Origin of the sequence: Sulfurimonas sp. (assembly GCF_028713515.1) — a bacterium.
In the GTDB taxonomy this organism is placed as follows: domain Bacteria; phylum Campylobacterota; class Campylobacteria; order Campylobacterales; family Sulfurimonadaceae; genus Sulfurimonas.
Genome location: NZ_JAQTOD010000001.1, coordinates 201,794 through 221,411 on the forward strand (window position 1 = coordinate 201,794; position 19,618 = coordinate 221,411).

General features: G+C 36.1%; 20 protein-coding genes. 15 read left to right on the plus strand and 5 right to left on the minus strand.

Going from position 1 to position 19,618, the window contains the following annotated elements:
• The first annotated feature begins 38 nt into the window (after positions 1–38).
• Complete coding sequence (locus PHV22_RS01075) at positions 39–1,148, plus strand: Mrp/NBP35 family ATP-binding protein (protein ID WP_295021486.1); 1,110 nt, start codon at positions 39–41, stop codon at positions 1,146–1,148.
• Positions 1,149–1,259: 111 nt separating this feature from the next.
• Here PHV22_RS01075 and trpC read toward each other — a convergent pair whose 3' ends face one another.
• Genes trpC through PHV22_RS01095 form a run of 4 tightly spaced genes read right to left on the minus strand, consistent with a single transcriptional unit; the run spans position 1,260 to position 4,378 of the window.
• The gene (trpC, locus tag PHV22_RS01080; RefSeq protein WP_295021485.1) at positions 1,260–2,045 is read right to left on the minus strand and encodes an indole-3-glycerol phosphate synthase TrpC; all 786 of its coding nucleotides are present in this window, start codon (positions 2,043–2,045) and stop codon (positions 1,260–1,262) included.
• The gene (locus PHV22_RS01085) at positions 2,042–3,322 is read right to left on the minus strand and encodes a hypothetical protein (protein WP_295021484.1); all 1,281 of its coding nucleotides are present in this window, start codon (positions 3,320–3,322) and stop codon (positions 2,042–2,044) included. The genes trpC and PHV22_RS01085 overlap by 4 nt, the downstream gene beginning before the upstream one ends.
• Complete coding sequence (locus tag PHV22_RS01090) at positions 3,312–3,695, minus strand: YkgJ family cysteine cluster protein (RefSeq protein ID WP_295021483.1); 384 nt, start codon at positions 3,693–3,695, stop codon at positions 3,312–3,314. Before PHV22_RS01090 ends, PHV22_RS01085 begins: the two co-directional genes overlap by 11 nt.
• Positions 3,683–4,378, minus strand: a complete 696-nt coding sequence (locus tag PHV22_RS01095) for a methyltransferase (RefSeq protein ID WP_295021482.1) — start codon at positions 4,376–4,378, stop codon at positions 3,683–3,685. Before PHV22_RS01095 ends, PHV22_RS01090 begins: the two co-directional genes overlap by 13 nt.
• Before the next feature lie 52 nt (positions 4,379–4,430).
• Between PHV22_RS01095 and kdsB the strand changes: the two genes are divergently transcribed.
• The 11 genes from kdsB (at position 4,431) to PHV22_RS01150 (ending at position 16,074) form a co-directional block, all read left to right on the plus strand.
• Entirely contained in the window at positions 4,431–5,147 is a 717-nt protein-coding gene (gene kdsB / locus PHV22_RS01100) for a 3-deoxy-manno-octulosonate cytidylyltransferase (RefSeq protein WP_295021481.1), read from the plus strand.
• Positions 5,148–6,230, plus strand: a complete 1,083-nt coding sequence (locus PHV22_RS01105) for an epoxyqueuosine reductase QueH (protein ID WP_295021480.1) — start codon at positions 5,148–5,150, stop codon at positions 6,228–6,230. It begins immediately after the preceding gene.
• A gap of 46 nt (positions 6,231–6,276) precedes the next feature.
• A complete protein-coding gene (gene fabZ / locus PHV22_RS01110; protein ID WP_295021479.1) occupies positions 6,277–6,726 on the plus strand; it encodes a 3-hydroxyacyl-ACP dehydratase FabZ in 450 nt (149 codons plus the stop codon).
• A 2-nt stretch (positions 6,727–6,728) separates the two neighbouring features.
• Complete coding sequence (gene lpxA / locus PHV22_RS01115; protein WP_295021478.1) at positions 6,729–7,514, plus strand: acyl-ACP--UDP-N-acetylglucosamine O-acyltransferase; 786 nt, start codon at positions 6,729–6,731, stop codon at positions 7,512–7,514.
• Positions 7,511–8,755 (plus strand): ATP-dependent Clp protease ATP-binding subunit ClpX, encoded by a 1,245-nt coding sequence (gene clpX, locus PHV22_RS01120; protein WP_295021476.1) that lies wholly within the window; start codon positions 7,511–7,513, stop codon positions 8,753–8,755. The genes lpxA and clpX overlap by 4 nt, the downstream gene beginning before the upstream one ends.
• A 9-nt stretch (positions 8,756–8,764) precedes the next feature.
• A complete protein-coding gene (locus PHV22_RS01125) occupies positions 8,765–9,802 on the plus strand; it encodes a rod shape-determining protein (RefSeq protein ID WP_299945192.1) in 1,038 nt (345 codons plus the stop codon).
• Entirely contained in the window at positions 9,795–10,556 is a 762-nt protein-coding gene (gene mreC, locus PHV22_RS01130; protein ID WP_295021473.1) for a rod shape-determining protein MreC, read from the plus strand. The genes PHV22_RS01125 and mreC overlap by 8 nt, the downstream gene beginning before the upstream one ends.
• Before the next feature lie 69 nt (positions 10,557–10,625).
• Positions 10,626–13,883, plus strand: a complete 3,258-nt coding sequence (carB, locus tag PHV22_RS01135; RefSeq protein ID WP_295021470.1) for a carbamoyl-phosphate synthase large subunit — start codon at positions 10,626–10,628, stop codon at positions 13,881–13,883.
• A gap of 2 nt (positions 13,884–13,885) precedes the next feature.
• Positions 13,886–14,317 (plus strand): hypothetical protein, encoded by a 432-nt coding sequence (locus PHV22_RS01140; protein WP_295021468.1) that lies wholly within the window; start codon positions 13,886–13,888, stop codon positions 14,315–14,317.
• On the plus strand, positions 14,314–14,895 hold the full coding sequence (locus tag PHV22_RS01145) for a hypothetical protein (RefSeq protein ID WP_295021466.1): 582 nt from the start codon (positions 14,314–14,316) through the stop codon (positions 14,893–14,895). The genes PHV22_RS01140 and PHV22_RS01145 overlap by 4 nt, the downstream gene beginning before the upstream one ends.
• A 3-nt stretch (positions 14,896–14,898) precedes the next feature.
• Positions 14,899–16,074, plus strand: a complete 1,176-nt coding sequence (locus PHV22_RS01150; RefSeq protein ID WP_295021464.1) for a glutathionylspermidine synthase family protein — start codon at positions 14,899–14,901, stop codon at positions 16,072–16,074.
• Positions 16,075–16,277: 203 nt separating this feature from the next.
• On the opposite strand, the gene PHV22_RS01155 is transcribed toward PHV22_RS01150, so the two are convergent.
• Positions 16,278–16,778 (minus strand): hypothetical protein, encoded by a 501-nt coding sequence (locus PHV22_RS01155; protein WP_295021463.1) that lies wholly within the window; start codon positions 16,776–16,778, stop codon positions 16,278–16,280.
• Positions 16,779–16,968: 190 nt separating this feature from the next.
• Between PHV22_RS01155 and PHV22_RS01160 the strand changes: the two genes are divergently transcribed.
• From PHV22_RS01160 to PHV22_RS01170, 3 genes are read left to right on the plus strand one after another with little or no spacing between them, the layout of a single operon-like run.
• Positions 16,969–17,316: a c-type cytochrome gene (locus PHV22_RS01160; protein WP_295021460.1), complete on the plus strand. Its 348-nt coding sequence runs from the start codon at positions 16,969–16,971 to the stop codon at positions 17,314–17,316.
• Between the two features lie 38 nt (positions 17,317–17,354).
• Complete coding sequence (locus PHV22_RS01165; RefSeq protein ID WP_295021459.1) at positions 17,355–18,575, plus strand: cytochrome c3 family protein; 1,221 nt, start codon at positions 17,355–17,357, stop codon at positions 18,573–18,575.
• Positions 18,576–19,607, plus strand: a complete 1,032-nt coding sequence (locus tag PHV22_RS01170; protein WP_299945200.1) for a cytochrome c3 family protein — start codon at positions 18,576–18,578, stop codon at positions 19,605–19,607.
• Positions 19,608–19,618 lie beyond the last annotated feature (11 nt).

Here is a 19,618-nt window from a genome sequence, read left to right on the forward strand (position 1 = left end):
GAGTTTTAAAAATTAAAAATATAAGGAAAATATGAGATATGACTAAAGATATTGTAAATTCAGCACTCTCAAAAGTTCTATATCCTGGTTTTACCAAAGATATCGTAACTTTTGGTTTTGTAAATAGTATAGAGATAGATGGAAATGATGTTAGTTTCAATGTAGAGATTACATCAAGCGCTCCAGAAGTAGCACAACAGATTACAGATGATGCAATAAAAGAGCTAAAAGCTGTTGGAGCAGGAGCGGTTAGTGTAAATGTAAAAGCACCAAAAATGCCAGAGGCGTCAAAGCCAAAGAGTAAAAATATAGCTCCACATATTAAAAACTTTTTGATGGTAAGTTCAGGTAAGGGCGGGGTCGGTAAATCAACTACATCAGTAAATATCGCTATCGCACTTGCAGCGCAAGGTAAAAAAGTAGGTCTTTTGGATGCTGATATCTATGGTCCAAATATTCCTCGTATGTTAGGTGTTGCAAACATCAAGCCCGAAGTAATCGGAAACAAAGTTCTTCCAATCAAGGCTTACGGATTAGAGATGATGTCAATGGGTTCACTTATGGAAGATGGTCAGTCACTTATGTGGCGTGGAGCTATGATTATGAAAGCAATCGAGCAATTTTTAAGAGATATTATGTGGAGCGATTTAGATGTTTTAGTTATCGATATGCCTCCGGGAACTGGTGATGCTCAACTTACTTTAGCTCAAAGCGTTCCAGTGACAGCAGGTTTAACTGTTACAACTCCTCAGAGTGTTTCTCTTGATGACTCTCGTCGCTCATTGGATATGTTTAAAAAATTAAACATCCCAATAGCGGGAATAGTTGAAAATATGAGCGGTTTTATTGCTCCAGATACTGGTGTTGAGTATGATATTTTTGGTAAAGGAACTTCTGGGCCGATGGCAAAAGAGTTTGATACAAGAATAATTGCAGAAATACCGATAGAACAATCAATAAGAACGGGTGGAGATGAAGGAAAACCAATAACTTTTGTAAATCCAACTAGCGAGAGTGCAAAACGATACATGGTTGCTGCTGAGTCTATTTGGGCTACAATTGAAGCTGTAAATGCGAGCGGTGGGGCTAGTAACGAGAGCGTTCAGCCAACTACACCTCCAGGCGTAAGCGCTTGTTCATCTAAATAGCTGTCGCTACACTCTAAAGTGAACAAGTTCTCTTTAGGGGGAGGGGACTACTTGTCCCTTCCAACTCCCTAAAGCTTTTCGCATTAATGCGAAAGATTTATCAGAATTTACTCACCCAAATTTTAACTTTTTAAGTGCCTCTTCTTCATTTTCTTGACGCATCAGAGATTCTCCAACTAAAAATGCATCCACACCGGCTTTAGATAGATCTTCAAGTTGTCCATGCTCATAAATTCCACTCTCTGCTACTATAACTTTACCATTAGGTATCATTGGAATCAACTCGTAAGATAGGTTCATATTCATCTCGAAAGTTTGTAAGTTTCTATGATTTATCCCTATGATGTCGCTTCCTGCATAGATGGCTTTTACTAAGTCTGTTTTATCATGAACTTCAACCAAAGCTTCCATGCCTAGATGTCTGGTGTATCCCAAAAGCTCCTTTAGTTCGCTCTTGCTAAGTGCAGCGGCAATGAGAAGTATAAAATCAGCGCCATGAACCATAGCCTCTAAAATCTGGTACTTTGTAACTATAAAATCTTTTCTCAAAAGTGGAATTCCAACATATCTTCTGATTTGCCCTAGATAATCTAAACTACCTTGAAAAAAGTGAGGTTCCGTGAGGATTGAAATTGCACTAGCACCGCCTCTTTCGTAACTCTGAGCAATCGCAATCGGGTCAAAATTTTCTCTGATAACACCTTTTGATGGAGAAGCTTTTTTTACCTCTGCAATAATTCTAAAAGGGTCATTTTCTGTTGCAGTTAAGTATGGAAACACATCTCGCGGCGCTCTTGCATTGAAGGCTAATGAGCGACCAAGCCAATCTAGTGAAAACTCTTTTTCTCTTTTAATAACATCTTCTCTTGTTTTTTTAATTATTTCGTCTAAAATCATTTTTTACCTTTTTTACATTTGTTTATTGCATCTAGATGAATTTTAATCTCTTCATTGTTAGTGTTGTCGTCTTTTATTACTCTATCCATAAGCTCACCAGCTTTTTTGCAATCATTAAGTTTATAATAACCCCACGCCAAAGAATCCAGATAGTAGATAGAATCTGGCTCCATTTTTAGCGCTTCCTCTATATATTGTATTCCTTTTTTTATGTCCAGTTCATAATCAATTAAAACATATCCAAGATAGTTGAGGTACAATCCATCTTTTTTTATGGCCACAACAGATTCTAGTTTTTCAATTATGCTTTTTACCATAACTTTATCTTTTTTGTCATCACTACTCTCGTACTCAAAAATAGCACTTTGTCCAAGAAAGTTAATGTCGCCGATTTTTTTATAGAGTTCATTTGCTAGTAGCGATGCTTTTTTATAATTTTTTTGTTGGATGTAGAGTTGCAGTAGGGCTTCATCATTTATCTTACTCTCCTCCAAAAACATCATCATCTTCAAGAAATCTTTTTTATATCCATATATTTGAAGAATTTTTTCGCCTATTTCTTTATGTTGTTCGATCTTGTAGAGTCTAAGATAAACCGAGAGCAGCCCGTCTATATTGTTATCATTACTATAAAAACTAGCAAGTCTCATACATATTATTTTTGAACAACCAAGAACTCTTGAGTGTGTTTCAAGTTGAGCAATGGCATCTGTCTTTCTTTGAAGGTTCACATATAGGATTACTGAAATTTTATCTAGTAGTTTTTCATCATGCTCTTTTAAGTAAGCACTCTCTAAATATTTAACACAAGTATCAAACTCTTTTAGTTTTATATATATATCAGCGCTCAAGAGATAATCATCAACTGTGCCAGAATTAGCAACAAGTTTTAACACCAGTTCTTTTGCCTCATCTAGCCTATCTAGGTTCATTAGAGCAACAATCTTAAATCGTACAAGTTCAAAATCATTAATCTTTTTGCCAATAATTTCATCTATTCGCCAAATAGCTCTTTCATTCTCGCTGGCTTCAATATCATTTTTTATAGAGCGAATAAAATACTCTCTTCTGCCAGTTTTTTCATATAATGAGTTAAATATCACAGATGATGCATTGTTCTCTTTTGCCTGCTCTGAGTTAAGTCCAGCAAATATATAAATATCCTCTTCGTTAAACATTTTTTGATTTGCTTTTACATCTTTGCCGTATTTCCCTACGCAGCCACTGAATGCGACCGATAAGATAAGTAGCATAAATAAAACTATTTTATTTGACATCAACAACTCCTGGACACTCTAATTTTAACTCATCAACTCTATTTTTAAAATAGTCCCAAAAAGGGAATGTTATACATTGCAAAGGTCTGGCTTCGTAGATACTGCAGCCATTTGACTCACTATTGTAAAAAGCGCACTCATAGCTCTCGCCTACTTTTCTCTCTTTTATCGAGTGTTTAAATCCCTCTTTAAAAAGATATTTTTTTATAAAATCATCTTTTTTCATATCAAGGAGTTTTGAGATATTTTTAATCTCCTCTTTTGTAACAAAGATGTAGCCACTCTCTCCGGTGCAGCATCTAGCCTGACAAGTAGAGCAAGCTGAGGCATCAAAGGTGTAACTATATCCATCTTTTTTGATTAAATTTGACATTTTATACTCTGTGTTTTTGCTTTTTTATATATCTCTTTTGCTTTATCGGAAATATCACTATCTTCAAAGTTAAAAAATGGCTCCCAGATTTTCATAAGCGATTTTGAACCATTTTTTGCATGTATCATAACTAATGATGCTACTTTATCTTTTTTTGGATGAATAAACTGCACATCAACTGCTCTCATTTTCACTTTCTCAAGCTCAGCACAAATCAGCCCAAACTGCGAAGCATCATAGCAAAATATAAAATGCGAGTTTGGCTTTAAGATTCTTGAGACCTTCTTAAAAAACTTATCTAAGGGCAAGTTTATACTGTATCTCGCAGCAAAAAGCATCTTATTCTCGCTTTTAGTTACACCATTATGATAAAAAGGCGGATTTGAGATAATATAGTCATATTTTAGCCCTTCATCTAGCTCTAAAAAATCACTGTTATGAATTTTATACTTTATACTGTTTACTCTTGCGTTTACTCTTGCGTATTCTACAAAAATATCCTGTTTTTCAACCGCTTCTAGCTCAACTTTTTCATTATCTCTTGCTACTAAAAGTCCTATCACACCACACCCTGCGCCAACATCTAAAACTCTACCTTTTGGCTTAAAGAAGCTTATAAAATCATAAAGAAAAATAGAGTCGCTATTATAGCAGTAACCAGAATCTGGTTGGTAAAGAAGCATCTACACCCTTTTTTAGTATAATTTCGTAATTATACTGATAAAAAGGGACTAAATGATAATTATTCCGGCAAGATTGGCATCAACAAGATTTCCGCAAAAGGTATTGGCAGATATTGGCGGGTTGCCAATGGTTGTAAGAACTGCAAAAAGAGTAGCACACCTAGGTAGAGTTGTGGTTGCCGCAGATAATGAGTTGATAATCTCAATATGCAAAGAACACGGTGTGGAAGCTATGCTGACTTCAACAACTCACAAAAGTGGAACTGATCGCATCAATGAGTGTGCAAATATTTTAAATCTTCATGATGATGAGCTTATCATAAATGTTCAAGCAGACGAGCCATTTATTGAGCCTGAGGTTGTAAACTCACTACTTTTAAAACTTACAGAGCTTCAAAAAAGTGGCGAGGAGTTTATCATGGGAAGTTGCTACAACTCCATAAATGAAGAGTCTGCAAAAGATCCAAATCTTGTAAAAGTAGTACTTGACGATAGAGATAACGCAATATACTTCTCTCGTTCGCCAATCCCATATAACAGAAGTGGAGATGCTAGCTATTTTGGGCATATTGGTATTTATGGGTTTAGTAAAAAAAGCCTAAGCGAATTTTGTAATCTTAAAGATGCTCCGTTAGAAGATATTGAAAAGTTAGAGCAACTCCGTGCAATCTATCATCAAAAAAAAATTCAAATGGTAAAAGTCGCAAGCACTGGCTTTGGGATAGATACAGAAGAAGATTTAAAACGAGCAATAGAGATTTTTTTGTAGATGCTCGTACATATCTGCTGTAGTGTTGACTCACACTTTTTCTTAGAAAAACTCCAACGCGATTTTCCTCATGAGAAGCTAATTGGCTTCTTTTATGACCCAAATATCCATCCATACTCCGAATATCAACTGCGCCTTTTAGATGTAGAGCGTTCATGTAAAAAACTAGGTATCGAACTACTTGAAGGAGAGTACGATTTTGAAGCATGGATGGAGGCAGTTAAAGGATTAGAGAACGAACCTGAAAAAGGAAAAAGGTGCGAAGTCTGTTTTGATAGGCGTTTTGAAATAAGTGTCAAAAAAGCGCTTGAGCTTGGAGAGACAAAGATAACTACGACGCTTTTAGTAAGCCCATTAAAATCACAAGAGCAATTAAAAAAAAGCGGTGATATTTTTTATAAAAAGTATGGGGTTGAGTTTATTGCTTTTGACTATCGTACAAATGGTGGGACGCAAGAGCAGAGTCGCATCACAAAAGAGGAGCAGCTCTACAGACAAGATTATTGCGGATGTATCTATGGGTTAACCATGCAAAGAGAGCAGCAAAATAGGCTTATGGATGAGATGTTTTCACCAATCTCAAATCAAACTCTCCCCTCTTCAATTGAGGAGAGAATTCAGATGTATAAAAAAAGAGTAGAGCTTGAAGATAGTGGAGTTGAGTATAAAATAGTGAAATATAAGTTTTTAAATTACCGTCAATTTAGTTTTAGGGTGGTTGAAAACAGAAATGATGTGATTCCCGCTTATGCTCTATCTTACTCAACTCTGCCGAGAAAAACGGCATCTGGTCGTGTAGATTTTGAAGCTAAAAATATCCACTATTTTAATCGAGATGAGATAAAATTTATAACTTTGGATTTTTTTAACGAGCTTTGTGGTGGCTGTTATGAGAGTATAAATGAGCTTATTTTTAATCCTCCAAATTTCCATGAAGAGACAAAAATTAGAGATATTTTGCTTGATTCTGGTTATGATTTAACACCTATAATTGTTGTTAAAAATATTTTAAACTCTAAGTTATTGGTAGAGCTAGATTCAAAAATATATGAAGATAGTGGAGAAAAACTAATCATTTTATAATCTTTTTTTAGCTAAAATCATCAAAAATTTATACTTAAGGCTACCCATGACTATGGATGTTGTTGAAATTCAAAAAATTATTCCTCACCGTTACCCTTTTTTACTTTTAGATAGAGTTACTCATATTGAGCCAAAAGAGTCTTTGATAGGATTTAAAAATGTAACAATCGGTGATAATGTATTTCAAGGTCACTTTCCAGGTCATCCAATCTATCCAGGAGTTATGATACTTGAAGGTATGGCACAAGCTGGTGGTATCTTAGCATTTAAAAGTATGGGTGATATGACAGAAGAAGAGGCGGCAACAAAAGTTGTTTACTTTATGAGCATAGACAACGCAAAATTCCGTGTTCCCGTTAAGCCAGGTGATAGACTAGAGTACAGAATCAGCGTAATTAAAAACAAAGGCACTATTTGGATACTTGATGGAAAAGCCTTTGTTGATGATGTTTTGGTTTCACAAGCTGAGCTAAAAGCTATGATTGTTGATAAATAAATATGAATAAAATTTCCCCTCTAGCTATCATAGAAAACGGCGCAACTATCGGGCAAGATGTTGAGATTGGAGCTTATTGTTTTATCTCAGCAAATACAACCATTGGTAATGGAACAAAAATAGACCAAAACTCACTTATCTATGGAAAAACAACTATAGGTAAAAATAATCATATATTTTCACATGCTGTAATTGGTTCGGCTCCACAAGATTTGAAGTTTGACGGGGAAGATGTAGAGCTAATTATTGGTGACAATAACAAAATCAGAGAGTTTACTCTTTTTAACCCTGGAACAAAAGGTGGTGGTGGAAAAACTATCATCGGTTCTCATAATCTTTTTATGGGTTATGTTCATATAGGTCATGATGTAATTATTGGAAATCATTGTGTTCTTGCAAATGGTGCAACTCTTGCAGGGCATGTTGAGATGGGGGATTATGCCGTTATTGGAGGTATGACTCCTATTCATCAGTTTGTTCATATTGGCGATTATGCGATGATAGCTGGAGCTTCCGCACTCGCACAAGATATACCACCATTTTGTATGGCGGAGGGAAATCGTGCATATATAAGAGGGCTAAATCTAACTGGGCTAAGAAGACATATGGAGAGAGAAGAAATTGATGAGCTTAAATCTGCTTACAGAGATCTCTTTGAGTCAGGAAAAGCGTTAAAAGATGTTGCTAACGAACTCTTAGAAAGTAGTAACAGCTACAATATTCATAATCTTTGTAATTTTATATTAAAAACAAAACGAGGAATTCCATTTGAGAGAAAAAATATATGATTAGTAGATCTTGTAGTTTTTGTGATGCGCTAGAGAGTGACGCAAATCCTCTAATTGCTGGTAATGGCGTTTATATATGCAGAAATTGTGTTACATCTGCTTATAAAATAATGTTTGGCGATGAAGTTGAGCAGCTAGGTTCAAAAAAAAATAAACTTGTTGATGCAGTGACAAAACTTATGACTCCAAAAGAGCTGAATGAGTTTTTAAGTGACTATGTAATTGGACAAGAGAGAGCTAGAAAACTCGTAAGTGTTGCTGTTTATAACCACTATAAAAGAATATTTAGAGCAGATAATTTAAGTGATAATGAGACAGAGATTGCAAAGTCAAATGTGCTCCTTATAGGACCTACTGGAAGCGGAAAAACTCTTATGGCTCAAACTATTGCTAGAGTTTTAAATGTACCAATAGCAATTGCAGATGCCACAAGTCTTACCGAAGCTGGTTATGTTGGAGAAGATGTTGAAAATATTTTAACCAAGCTTCTTCAAGCGGCTGATGGGGATGTAGATAAAGCTCAAAAAGGGATAGTGTTTATTGATGAGATTGATAAAATTTCTCGTATGAGCGAAAATCGTTCTATTACTCGCGATGTATCAGGAGAGGGTGTTCAGCAGGCACTTCTTAAGATTATAGAGGGTTCAATCGTAAATATTCCGCCAAAAGGTGGGAGAAAACACCCAAATCAAGATTTTATTGCGATAGATACTACAGGAATTCTTTTTATCTGTGGCGGTGCATTTGATGGGCTTGATGAGATTTTAAAAAAGAAACAGGGTGAAAATGTTTTAGGTTTTAACCAAGAAAAGAAAACTAAAAATGAGCAAAAAACAACTTATGCTATGGTTGAGCCTGATGATTTAGTTAGTTATGGACTTATTCCTGAGCTAGTTGGAAGACTTCCTATTATTGCTTCGCTGAATGAGATTACAGAAGAGGATATGGTTCGCATTCTGACTGAGCCAAAAAATTCTGTAATAAAACAGTATAAGAAACTTTTCTCAATAGACGGAGTAGAGCTAAATTTTGAAGATGATGCTCTAAAAGCTATAGCAAAAAAATCTATCAAACGAAAAACTGGTGCTCGTGGGCTTCGCGCAATTCTAGAGGAAAATATGATAGATATTATGTATGAACTTCCGGAATATAGCGGTTATGAAGTCTTGATCACAAAGGCCGTGATTGATGATGGCGAGGCACCTGTGTATATAAAAAAACAACTTAAAAAAATAGTATAAGGCAAAATAATGATATTTAGTAAATTAATAGGACTTTTTTCAAATGATCTATCCATAGATTTAGGAACAGCAAACACCATAGTAATAGCAAAAGGCAGAGGTATTATAATAAATGAGCCATCTGTTGTAGCAGTGAAGACTGAGAGATATGGGCAACAAAGAGTTTTGGCAGTTGGGCATGAAGCTAAAGAGATGGTTGGCAAAACTCCTGGAAATATCAAAGCTATCCGCCCGATGCGCGATGGCGTTATTGCTGACTTTGATATGACTGAGAAGATGATAAGAAAATTTATAGAAAAAGCTCACGGAAGAACAAGTCTTATTAGTCCTAGAATCATCATTTGTGTTCCTTATGGACTAACTCAGGTTGAAAGAAAAGCTGTTCGCGAATCAGCTCTTAGCGCTGGTGCTAGACAAGTTTTTCTAATCGAAGAGCCGATGGCTGCGGCTATTGGAGCTGGAATTGAAATAAGAGAGCCAAAAGGAAATTTGGTTGTAGATATTGGTGGTGGTACAACTGAAATCGGTGTTGTCTCTCTCGGTGGACTCGTACTTTCAAAATCAATTCGTACTGCCGGTGATAAAATAGATCAATCAATAGTGAACTATGTTAGAAAAAAATACAATCTTCTTATAGGCGAGAGAGTTGCTGAGGAGATAAAGATTGACATAGGAACTGCTACAACACTTGAAACTGAGCTAAAGATGATTATTACAGGAAGAGATCAAGTTGAGGGACTACTTAGCTCAGTTGAACTTACAAGTGAAGATGCAAAAGAGGCTATGAGAGATCCTCTCAAAGAGATTGCAGAAGCCCTTAGAGATGTGTTGGAACAGATGCCTCCTGACTTGGCTGGCGATATTGTAAATCACGGTATTATTTTAACAGGTGGTGGAGCTTTGATTCGCCAGCTTGATAAATATCTTTCTGATATTGTAAAAATTCCAGTTTATGTGGCAGATGAGCCTTTATTGGCGGTTGCAAGAGGAACAGGCAGGGCTTTAGAGGAGATAGATTTACTACAAGAACTTTTCGATAATGACTAAGAAGCTAATAGGCTCCTTATCTCTGTTTATTGCACTTCTAGTAGGTGCACTTTACTTCACGGGCGTTATTCAATCGCCAATCATATCACTCCTAAATAGTATAAAAATAGACTATCACAACTCCGTAGAATTTATTGACAGTAAAATAGATAGCCACTTTTTTCAAGCACAGCAGATACTGCAACTCAAAAAACAATTAAGCAAATATGAAGAAAATCATCTTTTAATGCAACAATTAGCTTCTGAAGTAAATGGACTACTTTCACAAAATAGCTCACGCTTAAAAAGTGAGCCAGAAGTACAGCTAGTAAGAGCAATCTCTTATCAAAGATTTGGAGATTTTAATAGAGTTTGGTTGGAGATTAAGGATTATAACTCTTCAAAAATATATGGATTAATCAACAAAGAAGTTGTTGCTGGTATAGTTGTCTCAGACGGCGGAAGGGCTCTTGGTATCTTAAATAGTGATATAAAAAGCTCATATTCTGTTTATGTGGGTGATGAAAGTGCACCTGGAATTGCTCATGGAAATAACTCTAAAAATTTAGTTGTAACATTTATCCCAGCTTGGTATCCAGTTAAAAAAGGAGACTTAGTTACGACCTCTGGACTTGATGGAATATTTTTTAGTGGACTTAAGGTTGGAACAATACTCTCAATCACAAAAGCTCAGGGTTTTCAAACGGCCGAAGTTGTACCATACTACAAATCAAACAATCCAAACTACTTTCATATAATCAAAAAAGTTAGGTAACTCATCAAATATTAAGTGCTTTTTGCCTATAATTAACAGATTTTTTTATGAATAAATTAAAGGTGAAAAATGCCAAAACGCACTGATATTAAAACTATTTTATTGATTGGATCTGGTCCAATCATCATTGGTCAAGCTTGTGAATTTGACTACTCTGGAACGCAAGCTGTTAAAACTTTAAAAGAGTTAGGTTACCGCGTTGTTCTCATTAACTCAAATCCTGCAACAATTATGACAGACCCAGAATTCGCTGACAGAACTTATATTGAACCAATCAAAGAAGAGATAATTGCTAAGATTATAAAAGATGAGAGTGTCGATGCTATTCTTCCTACAATGGGTGGACAAACAGCGTTAAATGTTGCTACAAGTATGTATGAAAAAGGAATGTTAAAAGGAATTGAATTTTTAGGCGCATCCCCTGAAGCTATCCATAAGGGTGAAGATCGTTCTGCATTTAAAGAAGCTATGATCAAAATCGGAATGGATTTGCCATTTTCTATGTACGCATACAACATGGAAGATGCGTTAAAAGCTGCGGATGCGATAGGTTTTCCTATAATAATCCGTGCCTCTTTCACCCTAGCTGGCGGTGGTAGTGGTGTTGCATACAATATGGATGAGTTTAAAGAACTAGCAGCTCGCGGTCTTGATGAGTCTCCTGTTACAGAAATATTGGTCGAAGAGTCTCTTTTAGGCTGGAAAGAGTACGAGATGGAAGTTATCCGCGATAAAGCTGACAACTGTATTATCGTATGTTCTATCGAGAATTTTGACCCAATGGGTGTTCATACCGGAGATAGTATTACGGTAGCACCTGCACTTACTTTAACAGACAAAGAGTATCAAAGAATGCGTAATGCTTCTTTTGATATTTTACGAGAGATTGGTGTTGATACTGGTGGAAGTAATGTTCAGTTCTCAATTGACCCTAAAACCGGAAGGATGATTGTAATCGAGATGAATCCTCGTGTTAGTCGCTCGTCTGCGCTTGCAAGTAAAGCGACAGGTTATCCGATAGCAAAGGTTGCAACGCTTTTAGCTGTTGGCTTTACTCTTGATGAGATTACAAATGATATTACAGGAACTCCTGCATCTTTTGAGCCAGTAATTGATTATGTTGTTACAAAAATCCCACGATTTACATTTGAAAAATTCCCAGAAGCACAAAATACGCTAAGTACGAGTATGAAAAGTGTTGGCGAAGTTATGGCAATTGGTAGAACTTTTAAAGAGTCTATCCAAAAAGCTCTGTGCTCGCTTGAAACTGGTCTTTGTGGATTTGACCCAATTGATGCTGATTTTGATTTTATCAAGCATGAGATTCGTCGTCCAAATGCGGACAGAGTTTTATATGTTGCAGAGGGTTTTCGTCGTGGTATGAGCATTGAAGATATGTTTAACACTTGCCAGATTGACCCATGGTTTTTGTATCAATTAGAAGAAATTTTAAAAACAGAGAGCGAGATTAACGACTCTATTTTAAGTGATGCAGAGTTTATGAGAAATGCCAAAGTTGATGGTTTTTCAGACAAAAGAATCTCACAACTAATCACTAAAAATAGCGGTAAAAAAGTAAACGAAGAAGATGTTTATAGTGCAAGAAAAGCTCTTGGTGTAAATTCTGAATATAATGAAGTTGATACTTGTGGAGCGGAGTTTGAAGCGCTTACCCCATATCTTTATTCAACAACAAATATCACAAAATTACCAAATGTTCAAAAAAGAGAGAGCGATAGGAAAAAAGTTCTTATTTTGGGTGGTGGTCCAAACAGAATCGGGCAGGGTATCGAGTTTGATTACTGCTGTGTACATGCAGCATTTGCTCTTAAAGAGATGGGCATCGAGACTATCATGTATAACTGTAATCCCGAAACGGTTTCAACTGACTATGACACTTCTGATGTTTTATATTTTGAACCAATTGATTTTGAACATGTAAGAGCTGTAATTGAAACAGAAAATCCAGATGGTGTAATAGTTCACTTTGGCGGTCAAACTCCACTTAAACTAGCAGACGGTCTAACAAAAATTGGGGCTAAGATTTCAGGAACTCCATCTGCTGTTATTGATCTAGCTGAAGACAGAGAGCAATTCTCAAATTTTGTTACTAAGCATGGTCTAAAACAACCGGCAAATGGACTCGCTCGCTCGAAAGAGGAATCCTATCCAATAGCAGAAAAATTGGGCTATCCTGTTCTTGTCCGTCCATCATTCGTACTTGGCGGTCGTGGGATGAGAATTGTTTACAGCGAAGATGAGTTAAGACAATATATGGATTTAGCTGTTTCAGTTTCAAATAACGCTCCAGTTCTAATAGACAAATTTTTAGATCAAGCAATAGAGCTTGATGTAGATGCTATTTGCGATGGTACAGATGTTTACATTGGCTCAGTTATGCAACATATTGAAGAAGCTGGAATCCACTCTGGAGATAGCGCTTGCTCTCTTCCTCCTGTAAATCTCTCAGCTGAGATGATTGAAAAAGTTGAGCAACAGACAAAAGTAATCGCTCTTGGACTTGGCGTGGTTGGTCTCATGAATGTTCAATACGCAATTTATAAGGATGAAATTTACCTAATTGAGGTAAATCCTAGAGCATCAAGAACTGTTCCTTTTGTAAGCAAGGCAACAGGTATGCCACTTGCTAAAGTTGCGACTCGTGTTATGGTAGGTGAGACTCTTAGAAGCTCGTTAGAGTACTATGACAAATACAGTGTTGTTCAAGAAGTTAATGGTTTATTGAAGCCTCGCTTAAAAGATTACATATCTGTTAAGGAAGCTGTTTTCCCTTTCAATAAACTCTATGGTGCAGATTTGGTTCTTGGACCTGAAATGAAATCAACTGGTGAAGTTATGGGAATTAGCTCTAACTTTGGTATCAGTTTTGCAAAAGCTCAACTCGCAGCTGGAAACAAAATAGCAACTGAGGGAACCTGCTTTTTGTCTTTTGTAGATGTCGATAAAGAGCACGCTCCTGAGATTGCAAGAGGACTTCACAAGCATGGCTTTAAGCTAGTTGCAACAAGAGGAACTCAAACTATCATCGAAAAAGCTGGAATCCCTTGCGAGATAGTTCTAAAAATTTCTGAAGGTCGTCCAAATATTGAAGATAGTATGAAAAATGACGCTATCTCAATGGCGATAAATACATCTGATAACAATACATCTAAAAAAGATGCAATTGTTATTAGACAAGAAGTCCTAAAAAGAAAAATCCCATACTTTACAACGCTTAGCGCAGCAAGAGCGTTAATTTTAGCGCTTGAAGAGATGAAAGATGACTCTTGGTCGGACGCTAAAGCACTACAAGATTTTCTAGCTTAAAAATGCCCACCATACTCATTCAAACCGATACTACTGTCGGTTTTTTATCTCAAAGTTCACAAAAACTTTATGAGATAAAATCTCGCTCAAACACAAAACCATTTATAAAAGTTTATAGTAGTTTTAAAAGTTTTGTTGAAACTGGAAACAGAGTTCCAGTAAGCAAAAGACGAGCTATCCGTTATGCTAAAAAAACAACATTTATTGTAAAAAATAGAGCATTTAGGATTTCGGCACTTAAGCAGAGTTCACAGATTGTAAGAAAGCTATCATGGTGCTATTCAACTTCTGCAAACAAAAGTAGCGAGAGCTTTAGTAGAGATTTTTGTGAAACTAAATCCGATATAATTATAGAAGATATAAACGGTTTATGTGAGAGAGAATCTTCTAAATTGATTAAAATAAATAACATTAAAGCGAGGAAAACAAGATGAAACATATCTCTTCAATAGCGAGTGGTGTAGCATTAGGAAGTGCTGGTTTGATAATGATGAGCGTATTGAGCGGTTGTCAATCAGAGCAGAAGGAAGAAAAACAACAACAAAATAAATTTTTAGTTATTGAACAGCTTACAAACGGAAAGTATATTGTAGTTGAAGAAACTCCAACAAGTGGTCCAAGCAGGGCAATAATTCGTGAAAAAGGCAGTGATGGTAATATCACTGAGAGAATTATGAGCGAAGGTGAGATGAAAAAACTAGCAGAAGAGGAGTATCAAAAAGTTCAAAGTGGCTCTTCTGAAACACTTAAAAGTGGTGAAGGAAATGCTGGGATGGGTCTAGCTGGAACTATTTTAGCGGTTGCAGCTGGCTCACTTATGGGAAATATGATTGGCAATGCTCTTATGAAAAACAAAAGTTTTGCGAGTAACTCCACGGCCTCAAATAGAAGCGCATACAGCAGAAGCGCATCTGGTGCTTCATCATCAAGTAGTAGCGGTGCGAAAAAAAGCTTTTTTGGTGGTTCTAGCGGAGCTTCATCGTCTGGTGGCTCTAGCAGCTATGGAGGGTGATATATGAACTTGCAAAAGATAAAATCACTTACTCCAGAGATACTTGAAGAGCTAGGATTTGCGTGGCATACAGATGAAGATGGTAGTAGATATGTTAGTGATGAGATTATAAAGATATCCCAAAATGAAGCAGAAGCTTACTATGAGGCTATAAATGAGATTTATGATATGTATGCCGAGGCGGCTCAACATGTTATAGATAATAATCTTTTTTTTGAGCTTGGAATACCTTTTAATCTTATAGATGCAATTAAAAAAAGTTGGGAAAATGATGTTCATTGGCATATTTATGGTAGATTTGATGTGGCTGGCGGCATGGATGGTAAACCTATAAAACTAATAGAGTTCAACGCAGACACTCCAACTGCTCTTTTTGAGACAGCACTGCTTCAGTGGGCGCTTTTAAAGTATAATAGCATGGATGAAGATAAGCAGTTTAACAATGTTTACGATGCTATTGGCGAAAATTTTAAAAGATTAATCACACTTTTTGATGATATCGAACTCTTTAATGAGAGATATGATGGATGGAAGATACTTTTCTCGTCTGTTAGAGGAAATGAAGAGGAAGAGACTACAACAAGACTACTTCAGCAAATAGCAACAGATGCAGGTTTTAATACAGGTTTTGAGTATCTGCAAGATGTTAAATTTGATGAAAATGGAATTTTTGATAGAGACAACAATCAGTACGAGTACTGGTTTAAACTATATCCTTGGGAAGATATAGCTATTGATGAGCCAGAGTTGGCGACTATGCTAACAAATATCATGAACAACCAACAAGCAATAATTTTAAACCCAGCATACACGCTGTTGTTTCAATCAAAAGGAATGTTAAAGATCCTTTGTGACTTGTTTCCTGACTCACCATATCTCTTAAAGACATCATTTGAGCCACTTAAAGGTATTAAGTATGTTGAAAAGAGTGTTTTTGGTAGAGAAGGTGCGAATGTAAAGATAGTCGACAGAGATGGAGCCGTGTTGGAAGAAAATGATGGACCTTATGGAAACTACAAAAAAGTTTATCAAGAGTATGTTGAGTTCAACAGAGATGAAAAAGGTGCTAAGTATCAAGCGGGAGTATTTTTTGCCTATGAAGCTTGTGGGGTTAGTTTTAGAAAAGGCTCAGAAATTATGAATAATATGAGTAAGTTTGTCGGTCACGCTATAGTATAAAATATGACCACAAGATTAAATTAGATGTATTTGAGAATGTTTATATCTTTATCACAGTGAAAATTTTCAAAGATTAAAAACCATAAGAAAAATTCACTGTAGTCAAGAGTAGAAAATTTTTTTAAGATGGATTGAATTTATCTATTGGAATAAAATACCAATTTAAATTTTATAACAATCTATCTTTTTTTAGTTAAAATTTATTAGTTTGAAAAAGTTGCTTCTTCAACGATTACTGAGTAGAAATAGCCATAACCAAAATCTTTATCAATAGCCACTTTTCCTTTAGCGGTAATATGATCACCCACTTTTGCCGATTGAGTATCTGATGTAAAAACTATATCACTAGTCTCTTTTGTACCACTGCCATCTTGGATATGAATCCAATTTTTGCCCATAATTGCTTCTGAAACTTTAACAACATTTCCATGAATAGAGATAACTTTTCCGCTTAACTCACTTTTTTTTGCATAAAGATCAGCAATAGTAAGTCCTCCGCTAGCCTGTGCTTTTTCGTGTTGATGACCCTCGTGTCCTTGCTCAGGCTGATTTGCAGGCTGATTTAATTGTAATTGTTGTAGAGGTGCTTGAGCTTCTGTAGCTGGTTTTTGAGATGTCTTATTTGCCTCTTCAATTTTATCGTTACATCCGCTGAGAGCAAAACACGCAACTAAACTTAGTGCAATAATACGACTTTGAATCATTTTTTTTCCTTTTAATTTTATTGCAACATATTAACATTTATGACTTAAACTTTTCATAGAAACCTTGCTGAAATGGTATATTTGTTAAGATTTGTTGACATTATTTATTTAATTGTGATAAGATATTATTATTAAAGAATAATCGTGCTGGATTATTATTTTTTATAATTCATCAATTTGGAGTTTAAGTATGATTAACAAATTTATTGTATTAGTTGTTTTTGTATATGGAACTGCACTTTTTGCAGGAGTGAACAGTGAGTCTGGTTCCGCTATTTTTAGTGAGCGTGGTTGCGCTATGTGTCATGCAAAAGATAATGATACTGTTGGACCATCTATTCGAATGATTGGGATTCGTTATAGCGGTAATGAAAATAAACTTGTTGCATACCTAAAAGGTCAAAGTCAGCCGATTGTTTATCCAGAGAGAGATGGGATGATGCGCCCTCAGCTTATGAAGATAGGAAATCTTTATGAGGATGAGTATCGTTCATTGGCACGATATATGATCCAAGCATTTATGCGTACAGATTTTTAGTAGATTAGATAGAATTTAGATTAAGGAAAACATGAGATATGTATAAAAAAATTACAAAATTGGCAGTAGTTCTTATGATAGCAAGTGGGTTTGTGTTTACGGAACTTGCAGTAGCTGGAAGTGAACCAGTTAAGGTTGTTGCTGCTCCAATAGAGCGCCCAGATTTTGAGCCAAATCTTAAAAGTGCCAAAAAGGTAGTTCATCCACCATATGAGATGGCAAAAGCAGATAAAGATTGCTCATTTTGTCATACAGAAAAAGATGGTAAAAGCGGTGCCTTAAAGATGGATATGCCTGACCTTTGTAGTCAGTGCCATGAAGCAAAAGATAGCAAAAAATTTATACATGGTCCAGTTGGTGCAGGTGCTTGTACTGCTTGTCATGATCCACACGAATCTAACAATATGAAGCTACTTCGCTTCTCAAATATAAATCAACTCTGCACATCTTGTCATGCAGACAAAGGTGTATTTTTGAAAACAACAAAGCATATTCATCCTCCAGTGCAAGATCAGTGCACAAACTGTCATGATCCTCATACAGAGAATTTTAAATTTCAACTTAAAGCGGATGGCAATAAGGATTTGTGTCTTATGTGCCATGTAGAGAAGAAAGAGCATTTGGCAAAAGTAACGCATAAACATGGTGCATTAGACCGACCTAAGAAATGTCTAGAGTGTCACAACCCTCATGGAACAAACACTCCTAAAATGTTGGTTAAAGATACAGGCAAAGACCTATGTTTATCATGCCACAACAGCAAAATGACAACTGATGGTAGTAAGCTGACAAATATGGATCAGCATTTAAAAGACAATCCTGATCATCATGGACCTATTTTGTGGGGAGATTGTGCTGTGTGTCACAATCCTCATGGTTCAGATAATCTTAGAATGTTAAAAAAACCGTTTCCAGAAACATTCTATGCTAAGTTTGATGAAAAAAACTATATCTGTTTTGAGTGTCATGAGCCTGCAAAGATTCAAGATGAGATGACAACAACGGCAACAAATTTCCGTAATGGAGATAAAAATATGCACTTTATTCATGTTAATAAAGATAAAGGTCGTACTTGTAGAGCGTGTCATGATTTTCATGGAACAAAAGAGTATCCACACCACTTGCGAACAAAAACAAGTTTTGGTGCGATTAATTTTCCAATTCGTTACATTGAAACTCCTACTGGAGGATCGTGTGCTCCAGCGTGTCATGCACGACGCCATTACGATCGTAAAAAACCTATAGAAAATCTCAAGTAGATGAAACTCTTATCTACCCGTAAGAGGCTTGTGCCTCTTACATTTTTTTCACTTTTTTATTTAACCTCACTTACGCTTTCTGCTACTACACTTGAAATTATCCGTCCTCTTGCTAAAACTGTTATAGATGAGAGCGAAATAACTATTGTAGTTAAAGTTACAGATCCTCAGATTAGCAGAGTTGTCTTCACTGATGCGCAGGGAAATCAGTTTGAACGCGAGATAAAAGCAAACAAACAGGTCTATTGTCAATCACTAAAAGCAAATCTTGGTGATAATCCTCTTAGCGTTGTTTCATACAAAGAGAAGGAAGTTAAAGAGAGTAAAACAATTTCTGTCTATTTTCGCTCTGAGATTTCTCCTGGATTTCAAGATGAACCTTCGGGATTTAAAAAAAATCTTCTTCATAATGATAAAAATGAACAACTTTGTAAAACTTGCCATGTTATGAGCGACAAGCCGCGTAAAAAAGGTGAAATTGTTGAGAATCCAGAAGACTCCTCTTGCTATCAGTGCCATAAAAATTTAGTATCACAAACTAAAGGACATGCTCCTGCTCTAAACTGGATGTGTACAGAGTGCCATACGGGAGAAAAGGGAGAGTATAGTAATGCAAAAGAAGATAAATCAAAATATACAACTCCAGATCCAATTATGGATCGCTGTTTTGGCTGCCATGAAAATATCAAAAATGTTTGGTTTGCAAAAAAATCAGAACATGGACCTGTTCGTGATGGTAGATGTAATAGATGCCATAATCCCCATGGCTCAAATCAAGAGTTCTTTTTGCGCAAGTCGATTTGGGATCTGTGCACCACTTGTCACTCTGAAAAAGCAACTGGAGCTCATGTTATAAGTAGTTTTGTTAGAGGAAGCACTCATCCAACAAAAGGCGTGCAAGATCCTGCTCGTCCTGGAAGAGAGTTAGTTTGCTCAGGTTGTCATGATCCTCATGGGTCGGAGGGGATATTTTTGCTACGCTCAAAAGGTAAAACTGCTTTTAGTGTATGCGTTCGTTGTCACAAAAAATAAATAATTGTAAT

Excerpts from the sequence above, each read along its gene's own strand:
- PHV22_RS01075 (WP_295021486.1), top strand. The coding sequence starts at position 39 with ATGACTAAAGATATTGTAAATTCAGCACTCTCAAAAGTTCTATATCCT.
- PHV22_RS01085 (WP_295021484.1), bottom strand. The coding sequence starts at position 3,322 with ATGTCAAATAAAATAGTTTTATTTATGCTACTTATCTTATCGGTCGCA.
- kdsB (WP_295021481.1), top strand. The coding sequence starts at position 4,431 with ATGATAATTATTCCGGCAAGATTGGCATCAACAAGATTTCCGCAAAAG.
- PHV22_RS01150 (WP_295021464.1), top strand. The coding sequence starts at position 14,899 with ATGAACTTGCAAAAGATAAAATCACTTACTCCAGAGATACTTGAAGAG.
- mreC (WP_295021473.1), top strand. The coding sequence starts at position 9,795 with ATGACTAAGAAGCTAATAGGCTCCTTATCTCTGTTTATTGCACTTCTA.
- lpxA (WP_295021478.1), top strand. The coding sequence starts at position 6,729 with ATGAATAAAATTTCCCCTCTAGCTATCATAGAAAACGGCGCAACTATC.
- PHV22_RS01090 (WP_295021483.1), bottom strand. The coding sequence starts at position 3,695 with ATGTCAAATTTAATCAAAAAAGATGGATATAGTTACACCTTTGATGCC.
- PHV22_RS01095 (WP_295021482.1), bottom strand. The coding sequence starts at position 4,378 with ATGCTTCTTTACCAACCAGATTCTGGTTACTGCTATAATAGCGACTCT.
- PHV22_RS01170 (WP_299945200.1), top strand. The coding sequence starts at position 18,576 with ATGAAACTCTTATCTACCCGTAAGAGGCTTGTGCCTCTTACATTTTTT.
- PHV22_RS01165 (WP_295021459.1), top strand. The coding sequence starts at position 17,355 with ATGTATAAAAAAATTACAAAATTGGCAGTAGTTCTTATGATAGCAAGT.
- PHV22_RS01140 (WP_295021468.1), top strand. The coding sequence starts at position 13,886 with ATGCCCACCATACTCATTCAAACCGATACTACTGTCGGTTTTTTATCT.
- carB (WP_295021470.1), top strand. The coding sequence starts at position 10,626 with ATGCCAAAACGCACTGATATTAAAACTATTTTATTGATTGGATCTGGT.
- PHV22_RS01125 (WP_299945192.1), top strand. The coding sequence starts at position 8,765 with ATGATATTTAGTAAATTAATAGGACTTTTTTCAAATGATCTATCCATA.
- PHV22_RS01160 (WP_295021460.1), top strand. The coding sequence starts at position 16,969 with ATGATTAACAAATTTATTGTATTAGTTGTTTTTGTATATGGAACTGCA.
- PHV22_RS01155 (WP_295021463.1), bottom strand. The coding sequence starts at position 16,778 with ATGATTCAAAGTCGTATTATTGCACTAAGTTTAGTTGCGTGTTTTGCT.
- PHV22_RS01105 (WP_295021480.1), top strand. The coding sequence starts at position 5,148 with ATGCTCGTACATATCTGCTGTAGTGTTGACTCACACTTTTTCTTAGAA.
- clpX (WP_295021476.1), top strand. The coding sequence starts at position 7,511 with ATGATTAGTAGATCTTGTAGTTTTTGTGATGCGCTAGAGAGTGACGCA.
- fabZ (WP_295021479.1), top strand. The coding sequence starts at position 6,277 with ATGACTATGGATGTTGTTGAAATTCAAAAAATTATTCCTCACCGTTAC.
- PHV22_RS01145 (WP_295021466.1), top strand. The coding sequence starts at position 14,314 with ATGAAACATATCTCTTCAATAGCGAGTGGTGTAGCATTAGGAAGTGCT.
- trpC (WP_295021485.1), bottom strand. The coding sequence starts at position 2,045 with ATGATTTTAGACGAAATAATTAAAAAAACAAGAGAAGATGTTATTAAA.